We start from the raw sequence: 20,761 nt of genomic DNA on the forward strand, positions 1-20,761 counted from the left end.
GGATGGTCATCGGGCGGCGGCGCGGGCGACGCCGTTCAGCGGGTCGCGCTCGAGTGCCGTGTCGGCGAGGTCCGCAGCACGGTCGAGGTCGCCGTCCAGGTGCGCGAGCTGCGCCCGCAGCACCGTCACGCGCGTGTCGTGGGCTGCCTGGATGTCGGCGTTGAACAGCAGCATGGTCGGCAGCGAGGTCGCGAAGTACTCGATCCGGGCCGCGGTCTGCGCCTGCGCTTCGATGTAGCGGGCGAGGTCGTCCCGAAGGGCCTGCGCGGCATCGGTCTTCCCGAGGCGGCGCAGTGCGGTGACGACGGCGGCGGTGTGCTCGGAGTGAGTCTGGACCTGCATGGTCTGGAAGTCGCCTTGCTGGGCGGCGGCCTGCTCCCAGGCCGCACGCGCGCCGATGGCGTCACCCGCGGCAGCGAGGGCGTCGCCCAGGACCAGGTGCAGGTCCGCGGTGTTCGCCAGGAAATGGCGGGCCTCGCCGAGGCCCGGCACGGGAGCCAGCGCGGCTTCGGCGTGGAGCACGGCGCGGTGCGGCGCGTCCGCATCGAGGGCTTCGCGTGCGAGAGACAGGTGGGCCTCCTCCCAGGCGGCCAGGACTCGGCCTTCGCCGCCTTCCCAGGGCTGGAAGGCGCGGCCTTCGAGGACGTCGAGGGCGTGGTGCGCGCGGCCTGTGGCGGTGAGGAGTTCGGCGAGCTGGACCGAGAGGTCGTCGCGCTGGTCGACGAGGTCGCGGCGGTTCTCAAGGGCGGCAAGGCGTTCGAGGGGGTCAGTGCCGCGGCGGGCGGCGAGCTGGTCGGCCTCGTAGAGGAGCCTGGCGTCGTCGGGTGCGGCGGCGCGGGCGCGCTCGTACCAGGCGGCGGCCCGCTCGGGGTCGTCTTGGACGTTGTGGGCGGCGACGCCGAGGTTGCGCAGGACGACCGGGTCGCCGGTGGGGGCGGCGATCTCCCAGGCGGCGATCGCTTCGTCGCGCCGGCCCGCGGCGTAGAGCCAGTGCCCGGCGAGGCCGGCGAGGACGGGGTCGTCGGGTCGGCGTTCGCGAAGTCGCGCGAGGGCGTCATTGTCGGCGGCCGAGGGGAAGCACCAGGTGCGATCGAGCTCGCGGACCGCCTCCAGGGCTCGGTCGGCGGCCCGTTCGTCTCCGCGCTCGAATGCCAGGTCGGCGCGGTGGAGCCAGGCGAGCGGGGCGACGTTGACCTGCCCGGGGGCGGGAGACAGTCGTGCGGCGGTGGCGAAGAGGTCGATCGCGGTCTCGTCCTCGCGGATCGAGCGGTATTCGAGGGCGACGTCGAGCGTGGTCGTCGGGTCGGTGGTGGGTTCGGCGTCGCGGCCGAGGCGGTGGGCGAGGTCGCGGGCCCAGGCGTCGAGCGGGTTGTCCCGTAGGGTCTCGGCGACGGCCGCGGCCGCGCGGGCTCGGTCGCCGCGGCGCAGCAGCGCCACCGCGAAAAGGTTGCGGGCCTGCGTGTGGCGCGGGCTGCGGGCGAGGACGGCTTCGAGGTCGGCGGCCGCGTCGTCGTCGTGTCCGGCGGCGAGGTCGATCCGGGCGGTCGCGACGGCGGCGGCGTCGGCCCAGGCCGCGTCCCAGGAGGCGGTGCCGAAGGCGGCCTTGGCTTCCGCGTCACGCCGCTGCCGCGCGAGGACGAGGCCGAGCCGGTAGTGGGCCTCGCCGTCGCGCGGGTTCGGGTTGCGGCGGGTCAGACGCTCGATGGCGGCGCGCAGGTGCGTCTCGGCCTCGTCGAGACGACCGGCGTGCGCCAGTCGCGCGGCCAGCGCCGTGTTGGAGCGGGCGTCGCCGGGGTCGCGGCGCAGCGCCTCCTCCCAGTAGGGCTCGGGCGAGCGGGTGGCGTGCCGGTACTGGTCGAGGTGGAGGCCGGTGAGGTAGAGCTCGTCGACCGAGTGGACGTCGGCGGGCGCCGGCGGTTCGGTCGCGGCGTCCACAGTGACCGGTTCCACTGTTTCGGAACGGGGACGCCAGGACACGAGCACACGGTCGCCGTACTCGACGGTGAGTTCACATTCGTGGAGCTCGAGCGTCTCGGGCCAGCGGACCTCGCGCACGTAAGGGGCGCCGGGGGCCAGGTCGGCGGTGTCCTCGTGCAGAACGCGTTCGTCGACGCGCAGCACCACCCGGGCGCCGTGGCGCGGCGCGGTGACCGCAGCGGCGATGCGGGCGCGCGTCCCGTTGCCGTCGCCGTCCCGGTCGAGGTCGAGGCGGACGGCGGCCTCGCGGGTGGCCTGGTGGACCGGGCCGGTGTCTTGGATGGGGTACCAGTACTGCGAGAACGTCTTGGCCTCACCGGGTTTGAGGAACGCGAAGTCGGGCTGGTTGTCGGTGAAGACACCGGCCATGAGCTCCACGTACGGCCCGTTGGCATCCGTCAAGTGCGCGTCCCAGGCCCAGCCGAAGGGGGCGTTGCCCCAGGTCCACTGCTTCTTGCCGGGAGCGGTGCGATGGTCGGCCCAGTGGACGAACCCGGCCTGAGCGGCGTGATCGTAGCCGCCGAAGAAGTCGTCGTCGGTGCCCAGGCACATGTACGAGGTGGGGACGGGGATGTTGCGGTACCAGTCGAGGCGGTCGCCGTCAGGCCGCTCGGCCGTGCGCCGGGCGGGGTAGTCGACGCCGTAGTAGCGGCCCTCGGCGGCGGGGAAGGTCGTGGTGGCGCGCTTGGCATGGTCGGCGACCACGTGCACATCCGTGGGGAAGAACGACTGGTACTGGTCGTGCGCCTCGGCCGCCACGTTCGCCCACCACAGGAACGTCTGCGTCTCCTCCGAGCGGTTCACGAGGTGGCCGCGCAGTTCGATGAGGGCGCTGCCGGGCCGCAGGCGGATGCCGTGCATGCCCTGCATGCGGGCGAACGGATCGTGGTCGGAGCACCAGACCGTGACGGCGCCGTCGTCCTCGTGCTCGATCGCGGCCTCGGTCGGCAGGTGGGTGGCGGGCCGGTGGTGCTGGGGCCAGTTGAACTCGACGCCGCCGGAGACCCACGGTCCGGCGAGGCCGACGAGAGCGGGCTTGATGACGTCGTTGCGGTAGAAGAAGTCGTAGCCGCGGGTCTTGTCGAATCCGATGTGGATTCGACCGCCGAGTTCGGGGAGGATCATCAGCCGCACGTACGCGTTCTCGAGGTGCACCGCGTCCCAGTCGCGCGAGGTCTTCTCGCGGGCGACCGCGTCGATGAACGGCAGCGGGTAGACCCTGCCCGAGGAGCCCTGGTAGACGCGCTGGTCCAGATAAGCGGGGTAGCGGTCCGGCGCGGCCGGCGCGTAGGTGTCGATCGCGACTGCTTCGCGCCAGACCTTCACCGGTCGGCCTGCAAGCGTCGGCGGGGCTTCGGGCAGGACGATCCTCGACTCTTCGGATGGCATGTACTGAACCTATGAGCACTTGACATGCTTGTCGATGGTCATTTCAATGGAGGATATGGACGAATCAGCGGTCGCGGCGGATCCGGGTGCCATTCGCGAGGGCTTCGCGGGGCAGCGGATGCTCGTGGTCCCCCGCCTCGCCGTCGAGCAGGCGCTGCGGCATCCGGTCACGGGGAAACTGCTGGTCACCGATGCCGGATACTTCCCGCACGCGGCCCGGCACGGACGCTCGCGCCCGCGCGGAGCGCCCGAGCACGTGTTCTTGGTGTGCACCGACGGAGCGGGATGGTGCCGGATCGACGGCGCCCACACGGTGGTGGCCAGGGGCGGGGCCGTTCTGATCCCGGCCGGCCGGGCGCACGCCTACGGCGCGTCCCAGGACGATCCGTGGACGCTGTGGTGGTTCCACTTCACCGGCACGGACGCCGCGGACCTGGTCGGCGCCGCCAACGCCGCCGCGGGCGGCCGCGTGACGCACCTGCGCGATCCCGCCCCCGTGGCGAGCCTGATCTCGCAGGTCATCGACGCCCTCGACTCGGGACTGACAGTCGCGGGCTTCACCCGGTCGACCGGCGCGGCCTGGCACGCGCTCGCGCACGTCATCGCCACCGGGCGCCGCAATCCGGGGATGAGCCTGAGCCCTCTCGAACGCGCCGTCGAGCACCTGAGGGCGACCTCCCCGCAACGCACCACCGTTCCCGCGCTCGCGTCCATGGTGGGGTTGAGCGCCTCCCAGATCAGCGCCCTGTTCCGAGAGCACCTCGGAATCTCACCGCTCCAGTTCCAGGTGCAGCTGCGCATGGCCCAGGCCCGCGAACTCCTCGACGGCACCGTGCTGCCGATCGCCGTGGTGGCCCGCGAGACCGGCTATGACGACCCGATGTACTTCTCCCGGCAGTTCACCCGCATCCACGACATGACCCCGACCGCCTACCGAACCCGTCCGCCCGGATCCTAGAGCGCCGTGTCGCCGCTCCTGACCCGCTCGATAACGGCACTGCCGAAGGGGCCGAGCTCCAGGGCTTCACCGTCGAGTCGATCGCCACCCCGGTCGGGTTGAAGTTGAGCACGAACACGAAGTCCGTGGCACCGTCGGTGCGTCGCCGCGTGCCGTCAGCGTCAGGGCGAGCCCCATCGACCAACTGCCGCCATCGCGGTTCTCTAACCGCGAAGCGAACAGCACACGACAGGGAACCGATGTATTCAAAACAATGATCGAGTCCTACTCCCCCGGTCCTCTGCGCCGTTGAGCGGATGATGAGTGAGTGGGCGGCGACTTCCCAGACCGGGTCTTCGGATGCGGCGTCGCCCGCGCAAGGTCACAGTCCCGTGGCAACACTCACCCACAACAGATGGTTAACACCCAACCATGACCACGGACCGCCTAGTCCGCCACGGCCCTTTCGGGAAACGGCTCCTCCAGGAGCCACGAATGGCTCCCTTTTTGGCTCCCTGCGGCCCTCCACAATGTTCCGACCGGCGCTGGCGGAGTGTTCCGAAAGACACGAAAAAGGCCCTGTAACCAGGGCCTTTAGTCTGTGCGCGAGGGGGGACTTGAACCCCCACGTCCATTAGTAGGACACTAGCACCTCAAGCTAGCGCGTCTGCCATTCCGCCACTCGCGCGTGCACACAGTGAGTGTATATGGAGTTTGTTTTGCCTGCCAGTGAGATGTTTCAGCCTCCCCGGCGCGCGAGATGAAACTTTACACGACGCCTGAAGGAGTTGTCGCAGGGGGGTTCACGGTCCGCCGGTCGGGCGCGCGGCGGCTACGCTTATGCCATGACCGTGACCGCGCCTCGACTCCCTGACGCGGCGCTCGCACATTGGGACCTCGGCCAGATCTACCAGATGCAGCGCGTCCAGACCGGCCTCATGAACCGGAGCTGGCGCGTCGACGCCTCGACGGGGTCGTACCTGCTGAAGCTGTTCCGGGACGTCACCGGATCCGAGCTGCAATTCCAGTTCCATGTGCTCCAGACCCTGGGCCACTCCGGCGTGCCGGTGGTGCTGCCGACGCCCAGCCGGGGCGGAATGTCGACGATTCTGCTGGAGGGCGAGGAGTTCGGGGTCTTCCCGTGGGTCGGGGGGCGCCACCGCTCGGGCCTGTCGATGTCGAAGGAATCCTGCCGGGAGCTCGGCAGCGTCATCGGGCGGCTCCACCGGACGCTGCATACGGCGATTCCAGCGGACCGGCCGCCCAAGATCGAGACGCCCGTGACCACCGAAGCGGCCTTGCAGAAGGTCGACCGGCTGCTCGACCTCGTGGCCGCCGGCCGCGGCGACAAGACCGGGTTCGAAGCCGACGCCGAGCAGACACTGCGGTTGAAGCGGGGCCTGCTGGTCCGGCTCGGCGACCGCCGTCCGCCGGATCTGGCCGCCCAGTACACCGGGTACACGCACGGGGACCTGCACCCGCACAACGTGCTGCACGGCCCCGGCGACACCGTCTCGGCGATCCTGGACTGGGACCGGCTCACCGTGGCTTCGTACGCCAGGGAGATGGCTCGCGCCGCGGTGTTCTATTTCACGTACGGTGATGAGCGCGGCCTCGACTGCGATCGGATCCGGGCATTCGCAGGTGGGTACCGGTCGGTATTCGACGTCGGCGAGCAGGAGATCGGCCTCGCCACGCATCAGTTGTGGTGGGACCGGCTGACCGACAACTGGGTCATCGAATGGCATTACGTTCGTCACAACTCGGCGTGCGATCATCTCTTGCCTGGCCAGACCGGTCTGGTGAAGTGGTGGACCATTCACTACTCCCAGGTCGAACAGTCCCTCATGGGCCGTTGAGGTCGATTCACAAGTGACACTATGGTGTCGCCTCTGCCACAATGGCAGCCATGAGTGAACTTCCCCTCCTCCACCTCCAGGGCAGCCCCTATCGCCAAGGGGTCCAACACGGCAGGCAGTTGAGGAGCCAGATCGCCGACAATATCGATCTCTACCGCTCCCGGATGCTCACCTCGGGACTCAGCGAAGAGGGCCTCGTCGAGCGCTCGCAGCACTACCTCGGGATGTTCACCAGGGAGGACGCCGCTTACCGCGCGATCATGGACGGCATCGCGGAGGGGTCTGGCCAGGCGATTCTCGACATCGCGCTGCTGAACGCGCGGTACGAGCTGCTCTACAGCGCTTGGAGCGAGTTCGGCAAACCCACGGCCGAGAGCATCCGGAGCGAATGCACGTCCTTCGGTGGAGCCGAGGGGGCATTCGCAGGGTCCGCGGTCCAGATCGGCCAGAACTGGGACTGGTTCACCGGTGTCGAAGGCGCCCTCCTGCAATGGAAGAGCGGTGACACCACCGTGCTCGGATTCACCGAGGCGGGCGTCGCCGGCGCCAAGATCGGGCTCAACAGCGCCGGCATCGGGCTGTGCGTCAACGGACTGGGAGCCAGCGCCGACGACTGGAAGATCGAGTCCGTGCCGTTCCACCTCAGGACGTGGCGGATCCTCCAGGCCGGGAGTTTCCAGCGGGCCGTCGGCCACGCGGTCGCGCCTCGCCCGGGTTGCTCCGCCAACTTCTTCATCGGCGGCGTCGGCTCCGGCGTGGCGACAGTGGAGACCGCTCCCCTGGGCTCCCGTGTGATCTATCAGGCGGGCTCGGAGCCCTTGGTCCACGCCAACCACTTCCGCGACCCGGAGGCCTTGGGCGTACACCAGAGCTGGCTCGAGACCGGCCGCGTGTCGACCTATCACCGCTGCGAGCGCATGGAGACGCTCCTTGAGAAGGAGCCCGGCCCCGTCTCGGTCGAGCGGCTCTACGCCGCCATGCGCGACCACGACGGCGGCCCGCTCGCGATCTGCCGCCACCCGGTCGCGTCCGATCCGGTGGAGCTGCGGACGCACACCGCGCTGGCCGTCCGCATGGAGCTCGACGCCGGCAGGCTCAACTACACGTGGGGCCCGCCCTGCGAATCGGAGTTCGCCACCGTCAGCATCTAGGCGGCGCGCCGGCCCTCACGCGGCGGTAGCGGGCCGCCTTGGCCTGATGTCCGCGGATCTTCATGCTGACGGCGACTTCGGGAGGTGTCGATGAAGAACCATCCGCAGCGATCGCTTCAGTTCGGTCTCGGGCTCGGCTGCGACAGCTCCCAGCAGGCCACCGACGTCGCCGCAGCCACGTTCAGGGAGTCGACGCCGGCGTGCATCGGGATGACGACCGTCCGGTCGCACCCGGCCAGCGCGGCGGCCGTCAGGCCCGGGCCTTCGGCGCCGAACATCAGCGCCGGCCGCCTGCGGTCCTCGCCGCCGACCTGGCGCAGGTCGATCGCGCCGGCCGAGGGGCTGAGCCCGATGAGCGTGAACCCGGCGTCCCGGATCTGCTTGAGGCCGTCCGGCCAGGGATCGAGGTAGGTGTACGGGATCGCGAACACCTCCCCCATGCTCACGCGCACGCTGCGCCGGTACAGCGGATCGGCGCAGTCGGGCGCGAGGACGACGCCGTCGAAGCCGAGTCCGGCCACGACGCGAAAGATCGCTCCGATGTTCGTGTGATTGTTGATGCCTTCGAGGACCACGAGGCGGTGCGCGCTCGCGAGGATCTCGGCGGGCTCGGGGAGGGGCTTTCTGTGGAAGGACGCCAGCGCGCCTCTGTGGACGTGGAAGCCCGTGACCGACTGCAGGACCTCGGGCCCGGCGGTGTAGCAGGGGGCGTCCTGGGCCAGTGCGGCGAGCTGGTCGACGCGCTTGGCGTCGATGAGCATGGACCGCATCCGGTATCCGGCCCGCAGCGCGCGCGAGACGACCTGCCGGCCTTCGGCGATGAACAGTCCGTTGGGCTGCTCGAAGCGGGTGCGCAGCGCGAGGTCGGTCAGCGCGCGGTAGTCGCCGAGGCGACCGTCTTCGGGGTCGTCGATGGGGATCAGGTGGTCGGACACCCTTCGATTGTGCCCTAGGGAACGGACAGTGCCCCGGGCCACAGGCCCGGGGCACACGCCGATGGTGGCCTATTCGGGCGGCGGCGGCAGTTCGGGGTCGCGGACTCGGCCTTCGCCGAGGTCCTTGACCTCGTCGGCGGCCTGCTGCGCGGCCTCGAGGGCCTGTTTGGCGGCGTCGTCGAGGCCCAGGGCCTCGGTGTCGACGTCGACCTCGACCTCTTCGTCGTCGTCGCCGGGCTTGTCGGCGCCGAAGGCGTTGCCGAGGGTCCCGAGGGCCCGGGTGAGCTCGGCGGGGATGACCCACACCTTGTTCGAGTCGCCGGAGGCGATCTCGGGCAGTTTCTGGAGGTACTGGTAGGCCAGGAGCCGGTCGGTGGGCTTGGCCTTGTGGATGGCCGCGAACACGGTCTGGATGGCGCGGGCCTGTCCGTCGGCGCGCAGCACCTCGGCGTCGCGCTCACCCTTGGCGCGCAAGACCTTCGACTGCTGCTCGCCCTCGGCCTGGAGGATTTCGGAGCGCTTGAAGCCCTCGGCGTTGAGGATCGTGGCGCGGCGGTCGCGCTCGGCCCTCATCTGCTTCTCCATGGCGTCGCGGATGCTCGGCGGCGGCTCGATGGAGCGCAGCTCGACGCGGGTGACCTTGAGGCCCCACTTGTCGGTGGCCTTGTCGAGCTCGGCGGCGAGGCGGGCGTTGATCTCCTCGCGACTGGTGAGCGTCTTCTCCAGGTCCATCGAACCGACGACATTGCGCAGGGTCGTGGTGGTGAGCTGCTCGACACCGGCGAGGTAGTCGTCGATGTTGTACACGGCGGCGGTGGGCTGGGTGATGATGTAGTACAGCACGGTGTCGATCTGGACGCCGAGGTTGTCGGCGGTGATGACCGGCTGCGGCGGGAAGTTGACGACTCGTTCGCGCAGGTCGACCTTGGCGCGGACGGAGTCGACGAACGGCACCAGCAATCGCGGCCCGGGCTCGAGGGTGCGGCGGTAACGGCCGAGCCGCTCGATGATGTAGTTCCACTGTTGAGGGACGATCCTGATCGAGCGTGCGAGCACGATGACCAGGAAGACCGCTACAACGAGCAGCAGAATTCCGACTGGGTCCATTTATTTCAGTCCTGCTTCCATACGACTACGGTGGCTCCCTTGATTTCTACCACCGTCACCCGATCGCCGGGTTCCAGCACCTGGTCCGGTTCGAGCGGGTAGGCGGTCCAGTTGTCTCCGGAGATCTCGACCAGACCGCCGCTGGCGTCGACCGTTTCCAGGACGGTGGCGTCCTTGCCTTCGAGGGCCCGCATCCCCACGGTGTTGCTGCCCAGGGAGGTGTCGAGGGCCTGCCTGAGGAAGGGGCGCAGTCCCCAGATGGACGCCGCGGAGCCGGCGGCGAACAGGATGGCCTGAAGCCACAGGGGCGCGCCGAGGCCCGCGCCGACGGCCGCGAGGGCGGCTCCGGCGGCGACCATGGCGAGCACGAGGGTGCCGGTGAACAATTCGGCCACGCCGAGGATCACGGCGATGATGATCCAGATGAATGCGGGTTCCACGGTTACAAGGATGTCACGAGTCACCGCTCGAAGGTGAGCTGCCCGTGCTGGCGGGGGTAAATGCTCGCCCGGCACGGGCTCTGGGAGCCGTGCCGGGCGCTTCGCTAGCGGGTCCGGTGCTTCTCCGGAGCCGGGGGGCGGCGGGCGGGGCAGCAGCCCTCGACCATCGGGTCCCACACCGGAAGCTTGCCCAGGCGCCGGACGGGCGCCCCCGCGACGCGCTCGGCGACCAGGTCGCGGAACATGCCGACGAGGTCCGCGCCGATCGTTGGCGTCCCGGCACGCAGGTAGCGCAGGCCGAGCCCGGCGGCGGTCTCGGCGGCCTCGTTGTCGAGGTCCCAGAGCACTTCGATGTGGTCGGAGAGGAAACCGACGGGGCTCACCACGACGGTGTCGACGCCGTCGGCGGCGAGGACCTTGAGGTGGTCGTTGATGTCGGGTTCCAGCCACGGCATCGCGGGGGGCCCCGAGCGGGACTGCCACACGACGTCGTAGGGGCCGTTCCAGCCGGCGTGCTCGGCGACGAGCGCGGCGGCCTCGGCGATCTGGTCGGAGTAGCGGGCGCCCTCGGGTCCCGAGCACTCCTCCATGACCGCCGGGATCGAGTGGGCGGTGAAGACCACGCGGGTGTTCGACCGGTCCTGGATCTGGTCGAGGCTCGCGCGCAGTTGGTTCGCGAAGCCGCCGACGAAGCCCGGGTGGTCGAAGAAGTGCCGGATCTTGTCGATGACGGGTGCCGACTCGCCGACGGCGGCGCGGGCGGCGTTGATGTCCTCGACGTACTGGCGGCACGAGGAGTACGAGCCGTAGGCGCTGGTGCAGATGGCGAGCGCTCGGCGGACGCCGTCGGCGGTCATCTGGGTGACGGCGTCGACGAGCATCGGCGGCCAGTTGCGGTTGCCCCAGTAGATGGGCAGGTCGATGCCGCTGAGGCGGAACTCGGCGCGCAGCGCTTCGATGACCTCGCGGCACCACTGGTTGATCGGCGAGATCCCGCCGAAGTGGTGGTAGTGCTCGGCCACCTCCTCGAGGCGTTCCTCGGGGATGCCGCGGCCGCGGGTGACGTTGCGCAGGAACGGGAGGACGTCGGCCGGTCCTTCGGGGCCGCCGAAGGAGACGAGGATGACTGCGTCGTATTCAGGCATGCGGGCCGCCCACTACTTCTCGGTGCGCTCGACCCCGACGGCGTGGAATCCGCCGTCGACGTGGACGATCTCGCCCGAGGTCGCCGGGAACAGGTCGGACATCAGGGCCGCGCAGGCCTTGGCGACCGGTTCGGAGTCGGTCAGGGACCAGCCGAGCGGCGCCCGCTTGGTCCAGGCGACCTCGAACTCCTCGAAGCCGGGAATGGACTTGGCGGCCATGGTGCGCTGCGGTCCGGCGGAGACGAGGTTGACGCGAATGCCCTTGGGGCCCAGGTCGCGGGCGAGATAGCGGTTGGCGGACTCGAGTCCGGCCTTGGCGACGCCCATCCAGTCGTAGACGGGCCAGGCCTGGCTCGCGTCGAAGGTGAGACCGACGACCGAGCCGCCCTCGCCCATGAGCGGCAGGCAGGCCATCGCGAGCGACTTGTACGAGAAGGCGGACACCTGGAGAGCGGTGGCGACGTCCTCCCAGGGGGTGTTGAGGAAGTTGCCGCCGAGCGCCGAGGGCGGGGCGTAGGCGATGGCGTGGAGGACGCCGTCGATGCCGTCGACGTGCTCGCGGATCTTGCCGGCGAGGGACTCGAGCTGCTCGGGGTCGGTCACGTCCAGCTCGATGACGGGCGCGGGCTTGGGGAGTTTGCCCGCGATGCGCTGCACCAGGGACATGCGTCCGAAGCCGGTGAGGACGACCTCGGCTCCCTGTTCTTGGGCGTACTTCGCCACGCCGAATCCGAGCGACTGCTCGGTGATGACACCGGTGATCAGCAGTCGCTTGCCGTCCAGGATTCCAGACATCAATTCCTCCGTTATCGGTTCAGAAACTAGTGGCCCATGCCCAGGCCGCCGTCGACGGGGATGACCGCGCCGTTGACGTAGGCGGCGTCGTCGCCGGCGAGCCACGTGACGGCTCCGGCGACTTCCTCGGGCTTGGCGAAGCGCTTGGCGGGGATGGCGTCGAGGTAGCCCTTGCGCTGCTGCTCGGGCAGCTGCTCGGTCATGTCGGTCTCGACGAAGCCGGGGGCGACGACGTTGGCGGTGATGTTGCGGCTGCCGAGCTCGCGGGTGATGGAGCGGGCCAGGCCGACCAGGCCGGCCTTGGACGCGGCGTAGTTGGTCTGGCCGGCGTTGCCGTACAGGCCGGTGACCGACGAGATGAAGACCATGCGGCCGAACTTGGCGCGGAGCATCTTGCCGGAGGCTCGCTTGGCGACGCGCCAGGCGCCGGCGAGGTTGGTGTCGATGACCCGGTCGAACTGGTCCTCGCTCATGCGCAGGATGAGCGTGTCGTCGGTGATGCCGGCGTTGGCGACGAGGATCTCGACGGGGCCGAAGTGCTCCTCGACCTGTTTGAAGGCGGTGTCGATCGACTCGGTGTCGGTGATGTCGCACTGGACGCCGAAGAGTCCCTCGGGCGCGCCGGTGCCGCGGTGGGTGACGGCGACGTTGTCGCCGCGCTCGGCGAACGCCCGCGCGATAGCGAGACCGATCCCGCGGTTGCCTCCGGTGACGAGGACGGTGCGCGCCATTGTTCGAACTCCCTCATGATCATTGTATGAAGCCACGGACGATCGTAGCGACGGCGGCGATCGGCGCCGAAGCCGCCTTCACGCACGGTGGGGCGTCTGGCACACCTCGGCACGGTCAGGGCACGCGCGAGGTCCACGCGAGGCTGAGCCCGGCGGCGGTGAACAGCATGACCAGGGCCGTGCCGATGAACCACTGCGAGATGTCCTGGGCGATGGTGCGGTAGCCGAGCGAGGAGCCCATGTCCTCGTAGACGCCGCGCAGTTCGTCGACCGAGGCGGCCTCGTAGTACTGGCCGCCGGTCTCCTCGGCGAGCCCGGCGAGTGCCTCGCGGTCGACCGGCACGCTGACGAGCTGCTGATCGAGTTCGATGACGCCTTCGTCGGTGCCGAACGCGACCGTGGAGACCGGGACTTCGGCGGCGGCGGCGGCCTCGGCGGCCTCCCCGACGCTGCGCCCGGCGGTGCGGTAGCCGTCGGACAGCAGCAGGATGCGCGCGGGGGCGAGCTCGCTGGAGCCGTCGGAGATGACCTGCTGGACGGCCTGGAGCGAGGCGAAGACGGCGTCGCCGGTGGCGGTGGCCTCGGCGAGGTTCAGGCCACGGATCGCGGTCGTCAGCTGGGAGCGGTCCTTGGTGGGCGGCACGACGACCGACGCGTAGCCGGCGAAGGAGACCAGGCCCACGTTGTACTCCTCGGGGAGTTCCTCGACGAAGTCGGCGGCGGCCGTCTTGGCGGCGTCGATCCGCGTCGGGTCCACGTCGGTGGCCATCATGGACAGCGAGACGTCGATGGCGAGGACGACCGTGGCCCGCTCCTGGGGCTCTTCGACGTCGACCGCGGGACGGGTCATGCCGCCGACCAGGACTGCCAGCGCGATGACCATGATCCCGGCGGGGAGGTGGCGGCGCCAGCCGGGGAGCCTGGGCACGAGTTTGGCGAGCAGCGCGGTGTTGGCGAATCGCACGGCGGTCCGCCGGCGCGCGTACTGCGCCCAGACGTAGACGCCGGCGAGCGCGGCCACCGGGATCAGCGCCAAGAGCCATGCCGGTTCAAGCAGGCGGATCAACAGGTCTCCTTATCGGTCTAGCGGTAGGCGGCGAGGTGGCGGCGCTCGGCGACGAACGCGGCGATGTCGCGCAGCCAGTCGGCGCCGGTGGACAGGCGCAGGTGGGAGGCGCCGGCGCCGCGGATGCCGGTGGCGATGTGCCTTCGCTGTTCGGCGGCGGCGGCTTCGTACCGGGCCCGGAAGCGGGCGTTGCCGGTCTGGATCTCGACGTGGTCGCCGGTCTCGGGGTCGATGAGGTCGAGCACGCCCACATCGGGGAGCTTGAGTTCGGCCGGGTCGACGATCTCGACGCACAGGACCTGCTGGCGCACGCTCAGGCGGCGCAGTTCGCGAGCCCAGTCGCCGTCGTCGATGAAGTCGGAGATGACGACGGCGAGGCCGCGCCGCCTGGTGTGGCGGCGGGTTCTGTCGAGCAGGTCGGCGAGGTTGCCGGGTCCGGTGCCTTTGGGCAGCATGGTGACCGCTCGCAGGAGGGAACGGGAGCCGGCGCGTCCGGGACGCGGGGGGATGGCCTTGGCCGGCCCCCCTTCGGTGACGACGGCGCCGACGCGGTTGCCGCCGCGGCCGGCCAGGTAGGAGAAGGCGGCGACGGCGTTGACGGCGAGGTCGCGCTTGAGCATGCCCACGGTGCCGAAGTCGAGGCTCGGCGAGAGGTCGACGGCGAGCCAGGCCTCGAGTTCGCGATCGGCGACGGTGGTGCGGACGTGCGGCGTCGTCGTCCGAGCGGTGACGGGCCAGTCCATGTGGCGGACGTCGTCGCCGGGCCGGTATTCGCGGGCCTCGCCGGGTTCGGAGCCGGGGCCGGGCAGCAGGCCGAGGTAGTCGCCGTGGAGGAGCCCGTCGAGCCGGCGGGTGATGTGCAGCTGCAAGCGGTCGAGCGTGCGCAGATCCGCGGCGTTCACGAGTGACACCCTCTTACCAGGCTCCCGGCCGCTGCGGGCTGGGTTCGGTGTTGCGGGGCGCCGCGTCCTGGCGCGGGGTGACGGTGGGTGCGGGGACGGCGGCGAGGAGCTGGCCGACGATCTGGTCGGCGGCGACGCCGTCGGCCATGGCGTCGTAGGACAGCACCAGGCGGTGGCGCAGGACTTCGGGCGCGATGTCGTCGAGGTCTTGGGGCAGCGCGTAGTCGCGGCCGCGCAGCAGGGCGATGGCGCGGGTGGCGCGGATGAGGCCGAGCGAGGCGCGGGGGGAGGCGCCGTACTGGATGTGCTGGGCGAGGCCGCCGAGTCCGGCGGCGGTGGGATTGCGGGAGGCCATGACGATCCGGACGGCGTAGTCGACGAGCGCGTTGTGGATGAAGACGCTGTCGGCCGCGCCCTGGAGGCGGAGGATGTCGTCGGCGTCGAGAACGCGGTCGGGGTCGGGGGTGTCGACGCCCATGCGGAAGACGATCTCGCGTTCCTCGGCGTCGGTGGGGTAGCCGACGTTGATCTTGAACAGGAAGCGGTCGCGCTGGGCCTCGGGCAGGGGGTAGACGCCCTCCTGTTCGATGGGGTTCTGGGTGGCCATGACGAGGAACGGCTTGGGGAGCCGGTGGGTCTGGCCGCCGATGGAGATGTGCTGTTCGGCCATGACCTCGAGCATCGCGGACTGCACCTTGGCCGGCGCGCGGTTGATCTCGTCGGCGAGCACGAAGTTGGTGTAGACGGGGCCGAGTTCGACGTCGAAGGTCTCGGTGGACTGCCGGTAGATGCGGGTGCCGATGATGTCGGCGGGCACCAGGTCGGGGGTGAACTGGATGCGCTGGAATTCGGCGCCGACGACCTTGGCCATCGTCTCGACGGCGAGGGTCTTGGCGACGCCGGGGACGCCTTCGATGAGGCAGTGGCCGCGGGCGAGCAGCGCGGCGAACATCCGCTCGACCAGCGCGTCCTGGCCGACGATGACCTTCTTGATCTCGAACAGCGCCTTCTCGAGCAAGGCGGCGTTCTCCGCCGGGGTCGAACGGTCGGCCTCGGGTGATCCCATGTCGGCTCCTGCTCCCTGCTGGTTCGGACTGGTGTCGTCGATACTAATTCGCCCGTACGAGGAGCGTGAGCGTGGCGGAGGATCACGATCGGGGCGACACGCCCGTCACCTTTGAGTCGGGTATCCGACAGTTCTGAGTGCTCCCGTTGGGCCGCTTCAGGATCGCAGACACCTTTGCGGTGCTCGACGTGGGACCGGCGCGGCCGGAAACGGTATTTGCCCAGGAGAGTGACGCGACGCGCCGATTCAATCCGTTGCTGCATTATGTCGGAGCGCTATGCTTTCCGTATCCCGCGCGGCTTCCCCCGTGGCCGCGCGGGACTCGTCTCCTTCTGCCCGGATTCGGCCGCTCCGTTCCCCACTGGTCGGCACCCGCCTCCGCTGCCTCACAGATCTAGAATCGCTTTCATGCCTCGTCGCCGCCAGGCGCTCCTGCTCCCGGGTCGCAATTACGGAGTGCAGGGGCCGCTGCTCATGTTCGCCCACGTCGCGCTCCAGTCGCGCGGCGCCCACACCTACCCGGTCGAGTGGAAGCACCCCGAGCGGCTCACCGTCGACGCCCAGACCATGGTCGACGGCGTCTGCGAGCAGGTCGAGGGGGTCCTCGACCTCGTCCACAACGACGACCCGCCGCTGCTAGTCGGCAAGTCCCTCGGCAGCGCCGCCGCCGCTCTGGCCGCCCACCACGGGCTCCCCGCGATCTGGCTCACCCCGCTGCTCCAGGACTACCCGATCGTGCAGGCGCTGCGCCGCACCACCGCCCCGTACCTGCTCATCGGCGGCACCGCCGACGCCGCCTGGAACTCCGCGCTCGCCCGCGAGCTGCCCGGCGAGGTCTGCGAGATCCCCGGAGCCGATCACGGCATGTTCGTGCCGGGCCGTCCCCTCGTGGCATCCGCGCACGCCCTGGCCGACATCGTCGAGGCCATTGAGACGTTCATCGACACGGCGGTATGGCCGCGTCACGGTTGAGACTCGAGTTGCCGCAGAATCATGGCGTGACCCTCAATGCCGAGACGCCCGTCTGCTCCGCCCGCGGATGCCGCCGCAGCGCCGTATGGATGCTCCAGTGGCGCAACCCGCGACTGCACAGCGCCGAGCGCGTCAAACAATGGGCCGCCTGCGACGAGCACCTGAGCACCCTCAGGGGCTTTCTGACCACACGCGGGTTCCCGTGCGAGACCGTGAAGTTGGATGATTGAGCCATGAGCCCGAGAACGCATCCCGTATGGGACCACTGGCCGACCGAACTCGAATGGCAGCCCATGGCCCAGGAACTCCGGACCGTCCGCCTCCTGGGGATGACGATCCGCGTCCTCGTTCTGGCGCTGATCCTGGTGATCCCGCTCGTGCTGTGGCTCGGCGCCGACGGCATCCTCTACGCCCTCGGGGCGGCGGCCGTGATCGCGGCGCTGCGCTCGTTGATCATCGTCAGAGCCGTCCGAGCCTGGGGTTTCGCCGAACGCGAGAAGGACCTGCTCGTCAAGCACGGCCTGCTGTTCCGCGAGCTCAGCATCGTCCCCTACGGGCGCATCCAGCTCGTGGATCTCAAGGCCGGGCCGATCGAACGGGCCTTCGGCCTGACCACGGTGCAGATCCGCACCGCGGCGCTCGGCGCGGTCACCGAGATCCCGGGCCTGCACCCGCAGGTCGCCGAGGGGCTGCGCGACCGGCTGTCGGCGCGCGCCGCCGAGGTCCGGGAGGGACTGTGAGCGAGCAGGATGAGCGCCAGCCCGCCGCGCCGCCCGACCAGTGGCCCGCGCCGTCGATCGCGCCGGTGCCGATCGGCCCCGGCATGGCTTCCATCGCGGCACCGGTCGAGATCCCCAAGCGCCGCCTCCATCCGCTCACGCCCTTGCTCGAGAGCTTCCGGCTGCTCATCGCCGTGGTCCTGGCCTCGTCGTGGCAGATGTACATCCAGGAGAACGCGTTCTTCGGCATCGTCATCGCCATCTTCGCCGGCATCATCGGCGCCGGCAGCGGCCTGCTGTCGTGGCTGTTCACCGGCTACCGCGTCGTCGGCGGCGAGCTCCAGATCACCGAAGGCGTCCTCATCCGCAAGAGCCGCACCCTGCCGCTCGAGCGCCTCCAGGGCATCGAGGTCGCCCAGCCGATCCGCGCCCGGATCTTCGGGCTCGCACAGCTCCGCATCGAGGTCGCCGGGGCTTCCGAGACGGAGGCGCCCCTGTCCTACCTCAAACTCGGCGAGGCCCAAGAGCTGCGCGAACAGCTCCTCGCGCTCTCGCGGCGGCAGGAGGTGACACGAACGGAGCCGACCGACGAGGCCCCCGAGGCCGAGGACGAAGCCGTGATCGCCCAGGTCGGCACGGGACGCCTCGTCGCCGGGACGATCCTGGAGACCCTGCCGCCGACGCTCATCGCGTTCGGCCTGCTCATCGCCGCCGGCGCCACGTTCAACGCGATCCTCGAGGCCAACGACGTCGACGCCGAGGTATGGGCCGCAGCGGGCCTGCCGGTCCTGTTCGGCCTGATCACCTCCATCGTCCAGACCGGCTCGGGCATCCTGCGCAACTGGCACTTCACGCTCTCGCGAGCCGACGGGCGCCTGCGCGTCGAACGCGGCCTCACCGAGAAGCACAGCAACGTCGTCCCGCTGCGCCGGATCACCGCCGTCAGCGTCGAACTGCCGGTGATGTGGCGGCTCAAAGGATGGCGGCGCGTGCAGGTCGCGACCGCCTCGATCGCCCAGCAGGGCGTCGAGGGGATGGTACGAGGCTCGGCCCTGCTGCCGGTCGGCACGCTCGGCGAAGCCCGCCACGTCGCCCACACCGCGCTGCCGAAGGTCGACTGGCACGACGTGACCGCGACGCTCACCAGACCGCCCCGCCGGGCACGGTGGCGCACGCCGTTCACATGGAAGATCAGGGGCGCCGGACTCGGCGAGGAGGTCTTCGCGGTGCGCTACGGGCTGCTGAAGACCACCACCGTGGCCGTCCCGTACGCCCGCATCCAACAGGTCGAGGTCGCCCAGGGCCCGCTCCAGCGCGCGCAGCGCCTCGCGACGGTGCGCGCCAGGATCACCGGAAGCCCCTCCCACGACGCCGTCGCCGTCCACCGCGACGCCGCCGAGGCTGTCGCGATCGCCGTCGAACTGCGGGTCAGGGCCGACGCCGCCGCGGCGGCAGAGGAGCCGCGGCTGAGCTGAGGCGCGGCCTACAGCCGGCAGGCGTCGATGTTCGAGGCCAAGATGCCGCGAGCGCCCAGCTCGTACAGCGCGTCCATGACCCGGTGCAGGTCCGAGCGCTCCGTCATCGACTGAACGGCCACCCAGCCTTCCCGATGCAGCGGCGACACCGTCGGCGACTCGATGCCGGGCGTCAGCTCCACGGCCTTCTCCAGCAGCTCGGCGCGCACGTCGTAGGCGAGCATCACATACGAGCGGGCCACCAGGACGCCGCGCAGGCGCCGCAGCAGCTGGCCGACAGCGGTGGCGTCACCGTTGCCGGACTTGCGCACCAGGATGGCCTCGGAGCGCATGAGCGGCTCGCCGAAGACTGCCAGCCCGGCCTGCTTGAGGGTCGTCCCGGTCTCGACGACGTCGGCGATCGCGTCGGCCACGCCGAGTGCGATGGCGTTCTCGACCGCGCCGGCGAGCTTGATGATCTCGGCCTCGACGCCGTGGGATTCGAGGTCGCGGCGCACCACGCCCGGGTAGGAGGTGGCGATGCGGCGCCCGCCGAGACCGTCGACCGAATCGACGGTGCCGGGCCGGGCTGCGTAGCGGAACGTCGAGCGCCCGAAGCCGAGCGGGAGGACCTCCTCGACGTCGGCGCTGGAGTCGACGGCCAGGTCGCGGCCGGTGATGCCGAGGTGGAGGTCGCCGGAGGCGACATAGGTGGCGATGTCGCCGGGGCGCAGGTAGAAGAACTCCACCTCGTTGTCGGCGTCGACGACCTGGAGGTCGCGGGTGGAACGGCGCTGGCGGTAGCCCGCCTCGGCGAGCATGTCGATCGCGCCTTGGGACAGCGCGCCCTTGTTGGGCACGGCGATGCGAAGCATTTACGTGGGCCTTTCGGAGACGGACTGCTAGAGGTGCTTGTAGACGTCGTCGAGGCCGATGCCTCGCGCGATCATCATGACCTGGACGTGGTAGAGCAGCTGGGAGATCTCCTCAGCGGCGGCCTCGTCGGACTCGTACTCGGCGGCCATCCAGACCTCCGCGGCTTCCTCCACGACCTTCTTGCCGATGGCATGGACTCCCGCGTCGAGGGCGGCGACGGTTCCCGAGCCCTCGGGGCGGGTGAGTGCTTTCTCGGCGAGTTCGGCGTAGAGCTGCTCGAAGGTCTTCACGGCACCGAATTCTACGTGGCTCGGCGGCGGGTGGCGACGTCCGCACCGCCGCGGCGTGCGCCCCGTCGCCGCACGGCCGCTCGGAAGCGCTTTCGGGCGAGCCGAGCGACGGCTGCTGGACATTAATTGGGGCACATGATCTAATTAACCTATTGACATTCATAAATCCCGAATGTCATCGACCGTCAGCACGACTTCAGAAAGGCAGTGCCCCCATGCGACGCAGATCTCTCCTCACCGCCGCCGTGGCCGCCCCCATCGCCACCGCCGCCGCGGTAGGAGGCCTCCAAGTCCCGGCACAGGCCGCCACGTGGTCCTCGAGCGACCAGTGGGGCAACTGGCAGACCGGCCCCTACACCATCTACAACAACATCTGGGGCTCCGGCGCCGGTTCGCAGTCGATCTGGGCCAACTCCCACAGCAACTGGGGCGTGTGGGCCGACCACCCGAACACCGGCGGGATCAAGTCCTATCCGAACGTGTCGTACACGCTCGGGCGCAACGTCTCCAACATGGGGAACGTCTCCAGCTCCCACAACGTCACCGTCCCGAGCGGTTCGGGCCTGGCCTACAACACCGCCTACGACGTATGGGGCGACGGGCACGCGCACGAGATCATGATCTGGACCCAGTGGACGTCGAACGTCGGCCCGCTCGGCAGCTTCGTCACCGACGTGAACCTCGGCGGGCGCAACTGGCGGTACTACCAGGGCCACAACGGCGGCAACCCCGTCTACAGCTTTCTGGCGCACAGTCAGACCACCAGCTCGACGGTGAACATCACCGCTCACTGCCAGTGGCTGGTCAACCAGGGCCGTCTGCCGAACGTGCGCATCGACCAGATCCAGTTCGGCTGGGAGATCACCTCGTCCGCCGGCGGGCGCGACTTCCGGGTCAACAACTACTCGCTGTCGACCTAAAGTCGGTCCCGCGGATCAAGGCGAGTCGCT

20 protein-coding genes and 1 tRNA gene are annotated in these 20,761 nt (G+C 69.9%); 8 read left to right on the plus strand and 13 right to left on the minus strand.

What is annotated here, in order from left to right:
• Nucleotides 1–6: 6 nt before the first annotated feature.
• Nucleotides 7–3,366 (minus strand): DUF5107 domain-containing protein, encoded by a 3,360-nt coding sequence (locus ACYVK3_RS14290; RefSeq protein WP_460497999.1) that lies wholly within the window; start codon nucleotides 3,364–3,366, stop codon nucleotides 7–9.
• Between the two features lie 55 nt (nucleotides 3,367–3,421).
• Here ACYVK3_RS14290 and ACYVK3_RS14295 point away from each other — a divergent pair, with 55 nt between their 5' ends.
• Nucleotides 3,422–4,324 carry an AraC family transcriptional regulator gene (locus tag ACYVK3_RS14295; RefSeq protein ID WP_460498000.1) on the plus strand — a complete coding sequence of 301 codons (903 nt, stop codon included), beginning with the start codon at nucleotides 3,422–3,424 and terminating at the stop codon, nucleotides 4,322–4,324.
• A gap of 581 nt (nucleotides 4,325–4,905) precedes the next feature.
• On the opposite strand, the gene ACYVK3_RS14300 is transcribed toward ACYVK3_RS14295, so the two are convergent.
• Nucleotides 4,906–4,991, minus strand: a tRNA-Leu gene (locus ACYVK3_RS14300).
• A 157-nt stretch (nucleotides 4,992–5,148) separates the two neighbouring features.
• On the opposite strand from ACYVK3_RS14300, the gene ACYVK3_RS14305 reads away from it, so the two are divergent.
• Both ACYVK3_RS14305 and ACYVK3_RS14310 read left to right on the plus strand, forming a co-directional pair.
• Nucleotides 5,149–6,162 carry a phosphotransferase enzyme family protein gene (locus ACYVK3_RS14305; protein WP_460498001.1) on the plus strand — a complete coding sequence of 338 codons (1,014 nt, stop codon included), beginning with the start codon at nucleotides 5,149–5,151 and terminating at the stop codon, nucleotides 6,160–6,162.
• Nucleotides 6,163–6,212: 50 nt separating this feature from the next.
• Nucleotides 6,213–7,313, plus strand: a complete 1,101-nt coding sequence (locus ACYVK3_RS14310; RefSeq protein WP_460498002.1) for a C45 family peptidase — start codon at nucleotides 6,213–6,215, stop codon at nucleotides 7,311–7,313.
• A 116-nt stretch (nucleotides 7,314–7,429) separates the two neighbouring features.
• On the opposite strand, the gene ACYVK3_RS14315 is transcribed toward ACYVK3_RS14310, so the two are convergent.
• The 9 genes from ACYVK3_RS14315 to ACYVK3_RS14355 all read right to left on the minus strand — a co-directional run bounded on the left by ACYVK3_RS14315 (nucleotide 7,430) and on the right by ACYVK3_RS14355 (nucleotide 15,500).
• Nucleotides 7,430–8,311 carry a TrmH family RNA methyltransferase gene (locus ACYVK3_RS14315; protein WP_460498076.1) on the minus strand — a complete coding sequence of 294 codons (882 nt, stop codon included), beginning with the start codon at nucleotides 8,309–8,311 and terminating at the stop codon, nucleotides 7,430–7,432.
• 6 nt (nucleotides 8,312–8,317) lie between these two features.
• Nucleotides 8,318–9,355 (minus strand): SPFH domain-containing protein, encoded by a 1,038-nt coding sequence (locus tag ACYVK3_RS14320; RefSeq protein WP_460498003.1) that lies wholly within the window; start codon nucleotides 9,353–9,355, stop codon nucleotides 8,318–8,320.
• Nucleotides 9,356–9,360: 5 nt separating this feature from the next.
• Complete coding sequence (locus tag ACYVK3_RS14325) at nucleotides 9,361–9,795, minus strand: NfeD family protein (protein WP_460498004.1); 435 nt, start codon at nucleotides 9,793–9,795, stop codon at nucleotides 9,361–9,363.
• A gap of 104 nt (nucleotides 9,796–9,899) precedes the next feature.
• Entirely contained in the window at nucleotides 9,900–10,940 is a 1,041-nt protein-coding gene (locus ACYVK3_RS14330) for a ferrochelatase (RefSeq protein ID WP_460498005.1), read from the minus strand.
• A 12-nt stretch (nucleotides 10,941–10,952) separates the two neighbouring features.
• Nucleotides 10,953–11,735 (minus strand): enoyl-ACP reductase, encoded by a 783-nt coding sequence (gene fabI, locus ACYVK3_RS14335; protein WP_460498006.1) that lies wholly within the window; start codon nucleotides 11,733–11,735, stop codon nucleotides 10,953–10,955.
• 26 nt (nucleotides 11,736–11,761) lie between these two features.
• Nucleotides 11,762–12,466 (minus strand): beta-ketoacyl-ACP reductase, encoded by a 705-nt coding sequence (locus ACYVK3_RS14340; protein WP_460498007.1) that lies wholly within the window; start codon nucleotides 12,464–12,466, stop codon nucleotides 11,762–11,764.
• Between the two features lie 115 nt (nucleotides 12,467–12,581).
• Nucleotides 12,582–13,532 (minus strand): vWA domain-containing protein, encoded by a 951-nt coding sequence (locus tag ACYVK3_RS14345; protein WP_460498008.1) that lies wholly within the window; start codon nucleotides 13,530–13,532, stop codon nucleotides 12,582–12,584.
• Between the two features lie 17 nt (nucleotides 13,533–13,549).
• Nucleotides 13,550–14,443, minus strand: a complete 894-nt coding sequence (locus ACYVK3_RS14350; RefSeq protein ID WP_460498009.1) for a DUF58 domain-containing protein — start codon at nucleotides 14,441–14,443, stop codon at nucleotides 13,550–13,552.
• A 4-nt stretch (nucleotides 14,444–14,447) separates the two neighbouring features.
• Nucleotides 14,448–15,500: an AAA family ATPase gene (locus ACYVK3_RS14355; protein ID WP_460498010.1), complete on the minus strand. Its 1,053-nt coding sequence runs from the start codon at nucleotides 15,498–15,500 to the stop codon at nucleotides 14,448–14,450.
• 408 nt (nucleotides 15,501–15,908) lie between these two features.
• Between ACYVK3_RS14355 and ACYVK3_RS14360 the strand changes: the two genes are divergently transcribed.
• Genes ACYVK3_RS14360 through ACYVK3_RS14375 form a run of 4 tightly spaced genes read left to right on the plus strand, consistent with a single transcriptional unit; the run spans nucleotide 15,909 to nucleotide 18,666 of the window.
• Nucleotides 15,909–16,472, plus strand: a complete 564-nt coding sequence (locus ACYVK3_RS14360) for an alpha/beta hydrolase (RefSeq protein WP_460498011.1) — start codon at nucleotides 15,909–15,911, stop codon at nucleotides 16,470–16,472.
• A gap of 26 nt (nucleotides 16,473–16,498) precedes the next feature.
• Nucleotides 16,499–16,702: a hypothetical protein gene (locus ACYVK3_RS14365; RefSeq protein WP_460498012.1), complete on the plus strand. Its 204-nt coding sequence runs from the start codon at nucleotides 16,499–16,501 to the stop codon at nucleotides 16,700–16,702.
• 3 nt (nucleotides 16,703–16,705) lie between these two features.
• Nucleotides 16,706–17,212, plus strand: coding sequence for a PH domain-containing protein (locus ACYVK3_RS14370; protein ID WP_460498013.1), 507 nt, complete (start codon nucleotides 16,706–16,708; stop codon nucleotides 17,210–17,212).
• On the plus strand, nucleotides 17,209–18,666 hold the full coding sequence (locus tag ACYVK3_RS14375; RefSeq protein WP_460498014.1) for a PH domain-containing protein: 1,458 nt from the start codon (nucleotides 17,209–17,211) through the stop codon (nucleotides 18,664–18,666). Before ACYVK3_RS14370 ends, ACYVK3_RS14375 begins: the two co-directional genes overlap by 4 nt.
• Nucleotides 18,667–18,674: 8 nt before the next feature.
• Here ACYVK3_RS14375 and hisG read toward each other — a convergent pair whose 3' ends face one another.
• Nucleotides 18,675–19,520 (minus strand): ATP phosphoribosyltransferase, encoded by an 846-nt coding sequence (gene hisG, locus ACYVK3_RS14380; RefSeq protein WP_460498015.1) that lies wholly within the window; start codon nucleotides 19,518–19,520, stop codon nucleotides 18,675–18,677.
• Nucleotides 19,521–19,547: 27 nt separating this feature from the next.
• Entirely contained in the window at nucleotides 19,548–19,811 is a 264-nt protein-coding gene (locus tag ACYVK3_RS14385; RefSeq protein ID WP_460498016.1) for a phosphoribosyl-ATP diphosphatase, read from the minus strand.
• A gap of 215 nt (nucleotides 19,812–20,026) precedes the next feature.
• Here ACYVK3_RS14385 and ACYVK3_RS14390 point away from each other — a divergent pair, with 215 nt between their 5' ends.
• Nucleotides 20,027–20,731 (plus strand): glycoside hydrolase family 12 protein, encoded by a 705-nt coding sequence (locus tag ACYVK3_RS14390; protein WP_460498017.1) that lies wholly within the window; start codon nucleotides 20,027–20,029, stop codon nucleotides 20,729–20,731.
• Nucleotides 20,732–20,761 lie beyond the last annotated feature (30 nt).

The sequence above is a fragment of the Glycomyces tarimensis genome (genome assembly GCF_054776215.1).

What these genes read in the sequence shown, in the direction of transcription:
- ACYVK3_RS14390 (WP_460498017.1), top strand. Translation starts at nt 20,027, where the DNA reads ATGCGACGCAGATCTCTCCTCACCGCCGCCGTGGCCGCCCCCATCGCC.
- ACYVK3_RS14320 (WP_460498003.1), bottom strand. Translation starts at nt 9,355, where the DNA reads ATGGACCCAGTCGGAATTCTGCTGCTCGTTGTAGCGGTCTTCCTGGTC.
- ACYVK3_RS14295 (WP_460498000.1), top strand. Translation starts at nt 3,422, where the DNA reads ATGGACGAATCAGCGGTCGCGGCGGATCCGGGTGCCATTCGCGAGGGC.
- ACYVK3_RS14310 (WP_460498002.1), top strand. Translation starts at nt 6,213, where the DNA reads ATGAGTGAACTTCCCCTCCTCCACCTCCAGGGCAGCCCCTATCGCCAA.
- ACYVK3_RS14340 (WP_460498007.1), bottom strand. Translation starts at nt 12,466, where the DNA reads ATGGCGCGCACCGTCCTCGTCACCGGAGGCAACCGCGGGATCGGTCTC.
- hisG (WP_460498015.1), bottom strand. Translation starts at nt 19,520, where the DNA reads ATGCTTCGCATCGCCGTGCCCAACAAGGGCGCGCTGTCCCAAGGCGCG.
- ACYVK3_RS14290 (WP_460497999.1), bottom strand. Translation starts at nt 3,366, where the DNA reads ATGCCATCCGAAGAGTCGAGGATCGTCCTGCCCGAAGCCCCGCCGACG.
- ACYVK3_RS14305 (WP_460498001.1), top strand. Translation starts at nt 5,149, where the DNA reads ATGACCGTGACCGCGCCTCGACTCCCTGACGCGGCGCTCGCACATTGG.
- ACYVK3_RS14330 (WP_460498005.1), bottom strand. Translation starts at nt 10,940, where the DNA reads ATGCCTGAATACGACGCAGTCATCCTCGTCTCCTTCGGCGGCCCCGAA.
- fabI (WP_460498006.1), bottom strand. Translation starts at nt 11,735, where the DNA reads ATGTCTGGAATCCTGGACGGCAAGCGACTGCTGATCACCGGTGTCATC.
- ACYVK3_RS14360 (WP_460498011.1), top strand. Translation starts at nt 15,909, where the DNA reads ATGCCTCGTCGCCGCCAGGCGCTCCTGCTCCCGGGTCGCAATTACGGA.
- ACYVK3_RS14370 (WP_460498013.1), top strand. Translation starts at nt 16,706, where the DNA reads ATGAGCCCGAGAACGCATCCCGTATGGGACCACTGGCCGACCGAACTC.
- ACYVK3_RS14355 (WP_460498010.1), bottom strand. Translation starts at nt 15,500, where the DNA reads ATGGGATCACCCGAGGCCGACCGTTCGACCCCGGCGGAGAACGCCGCC.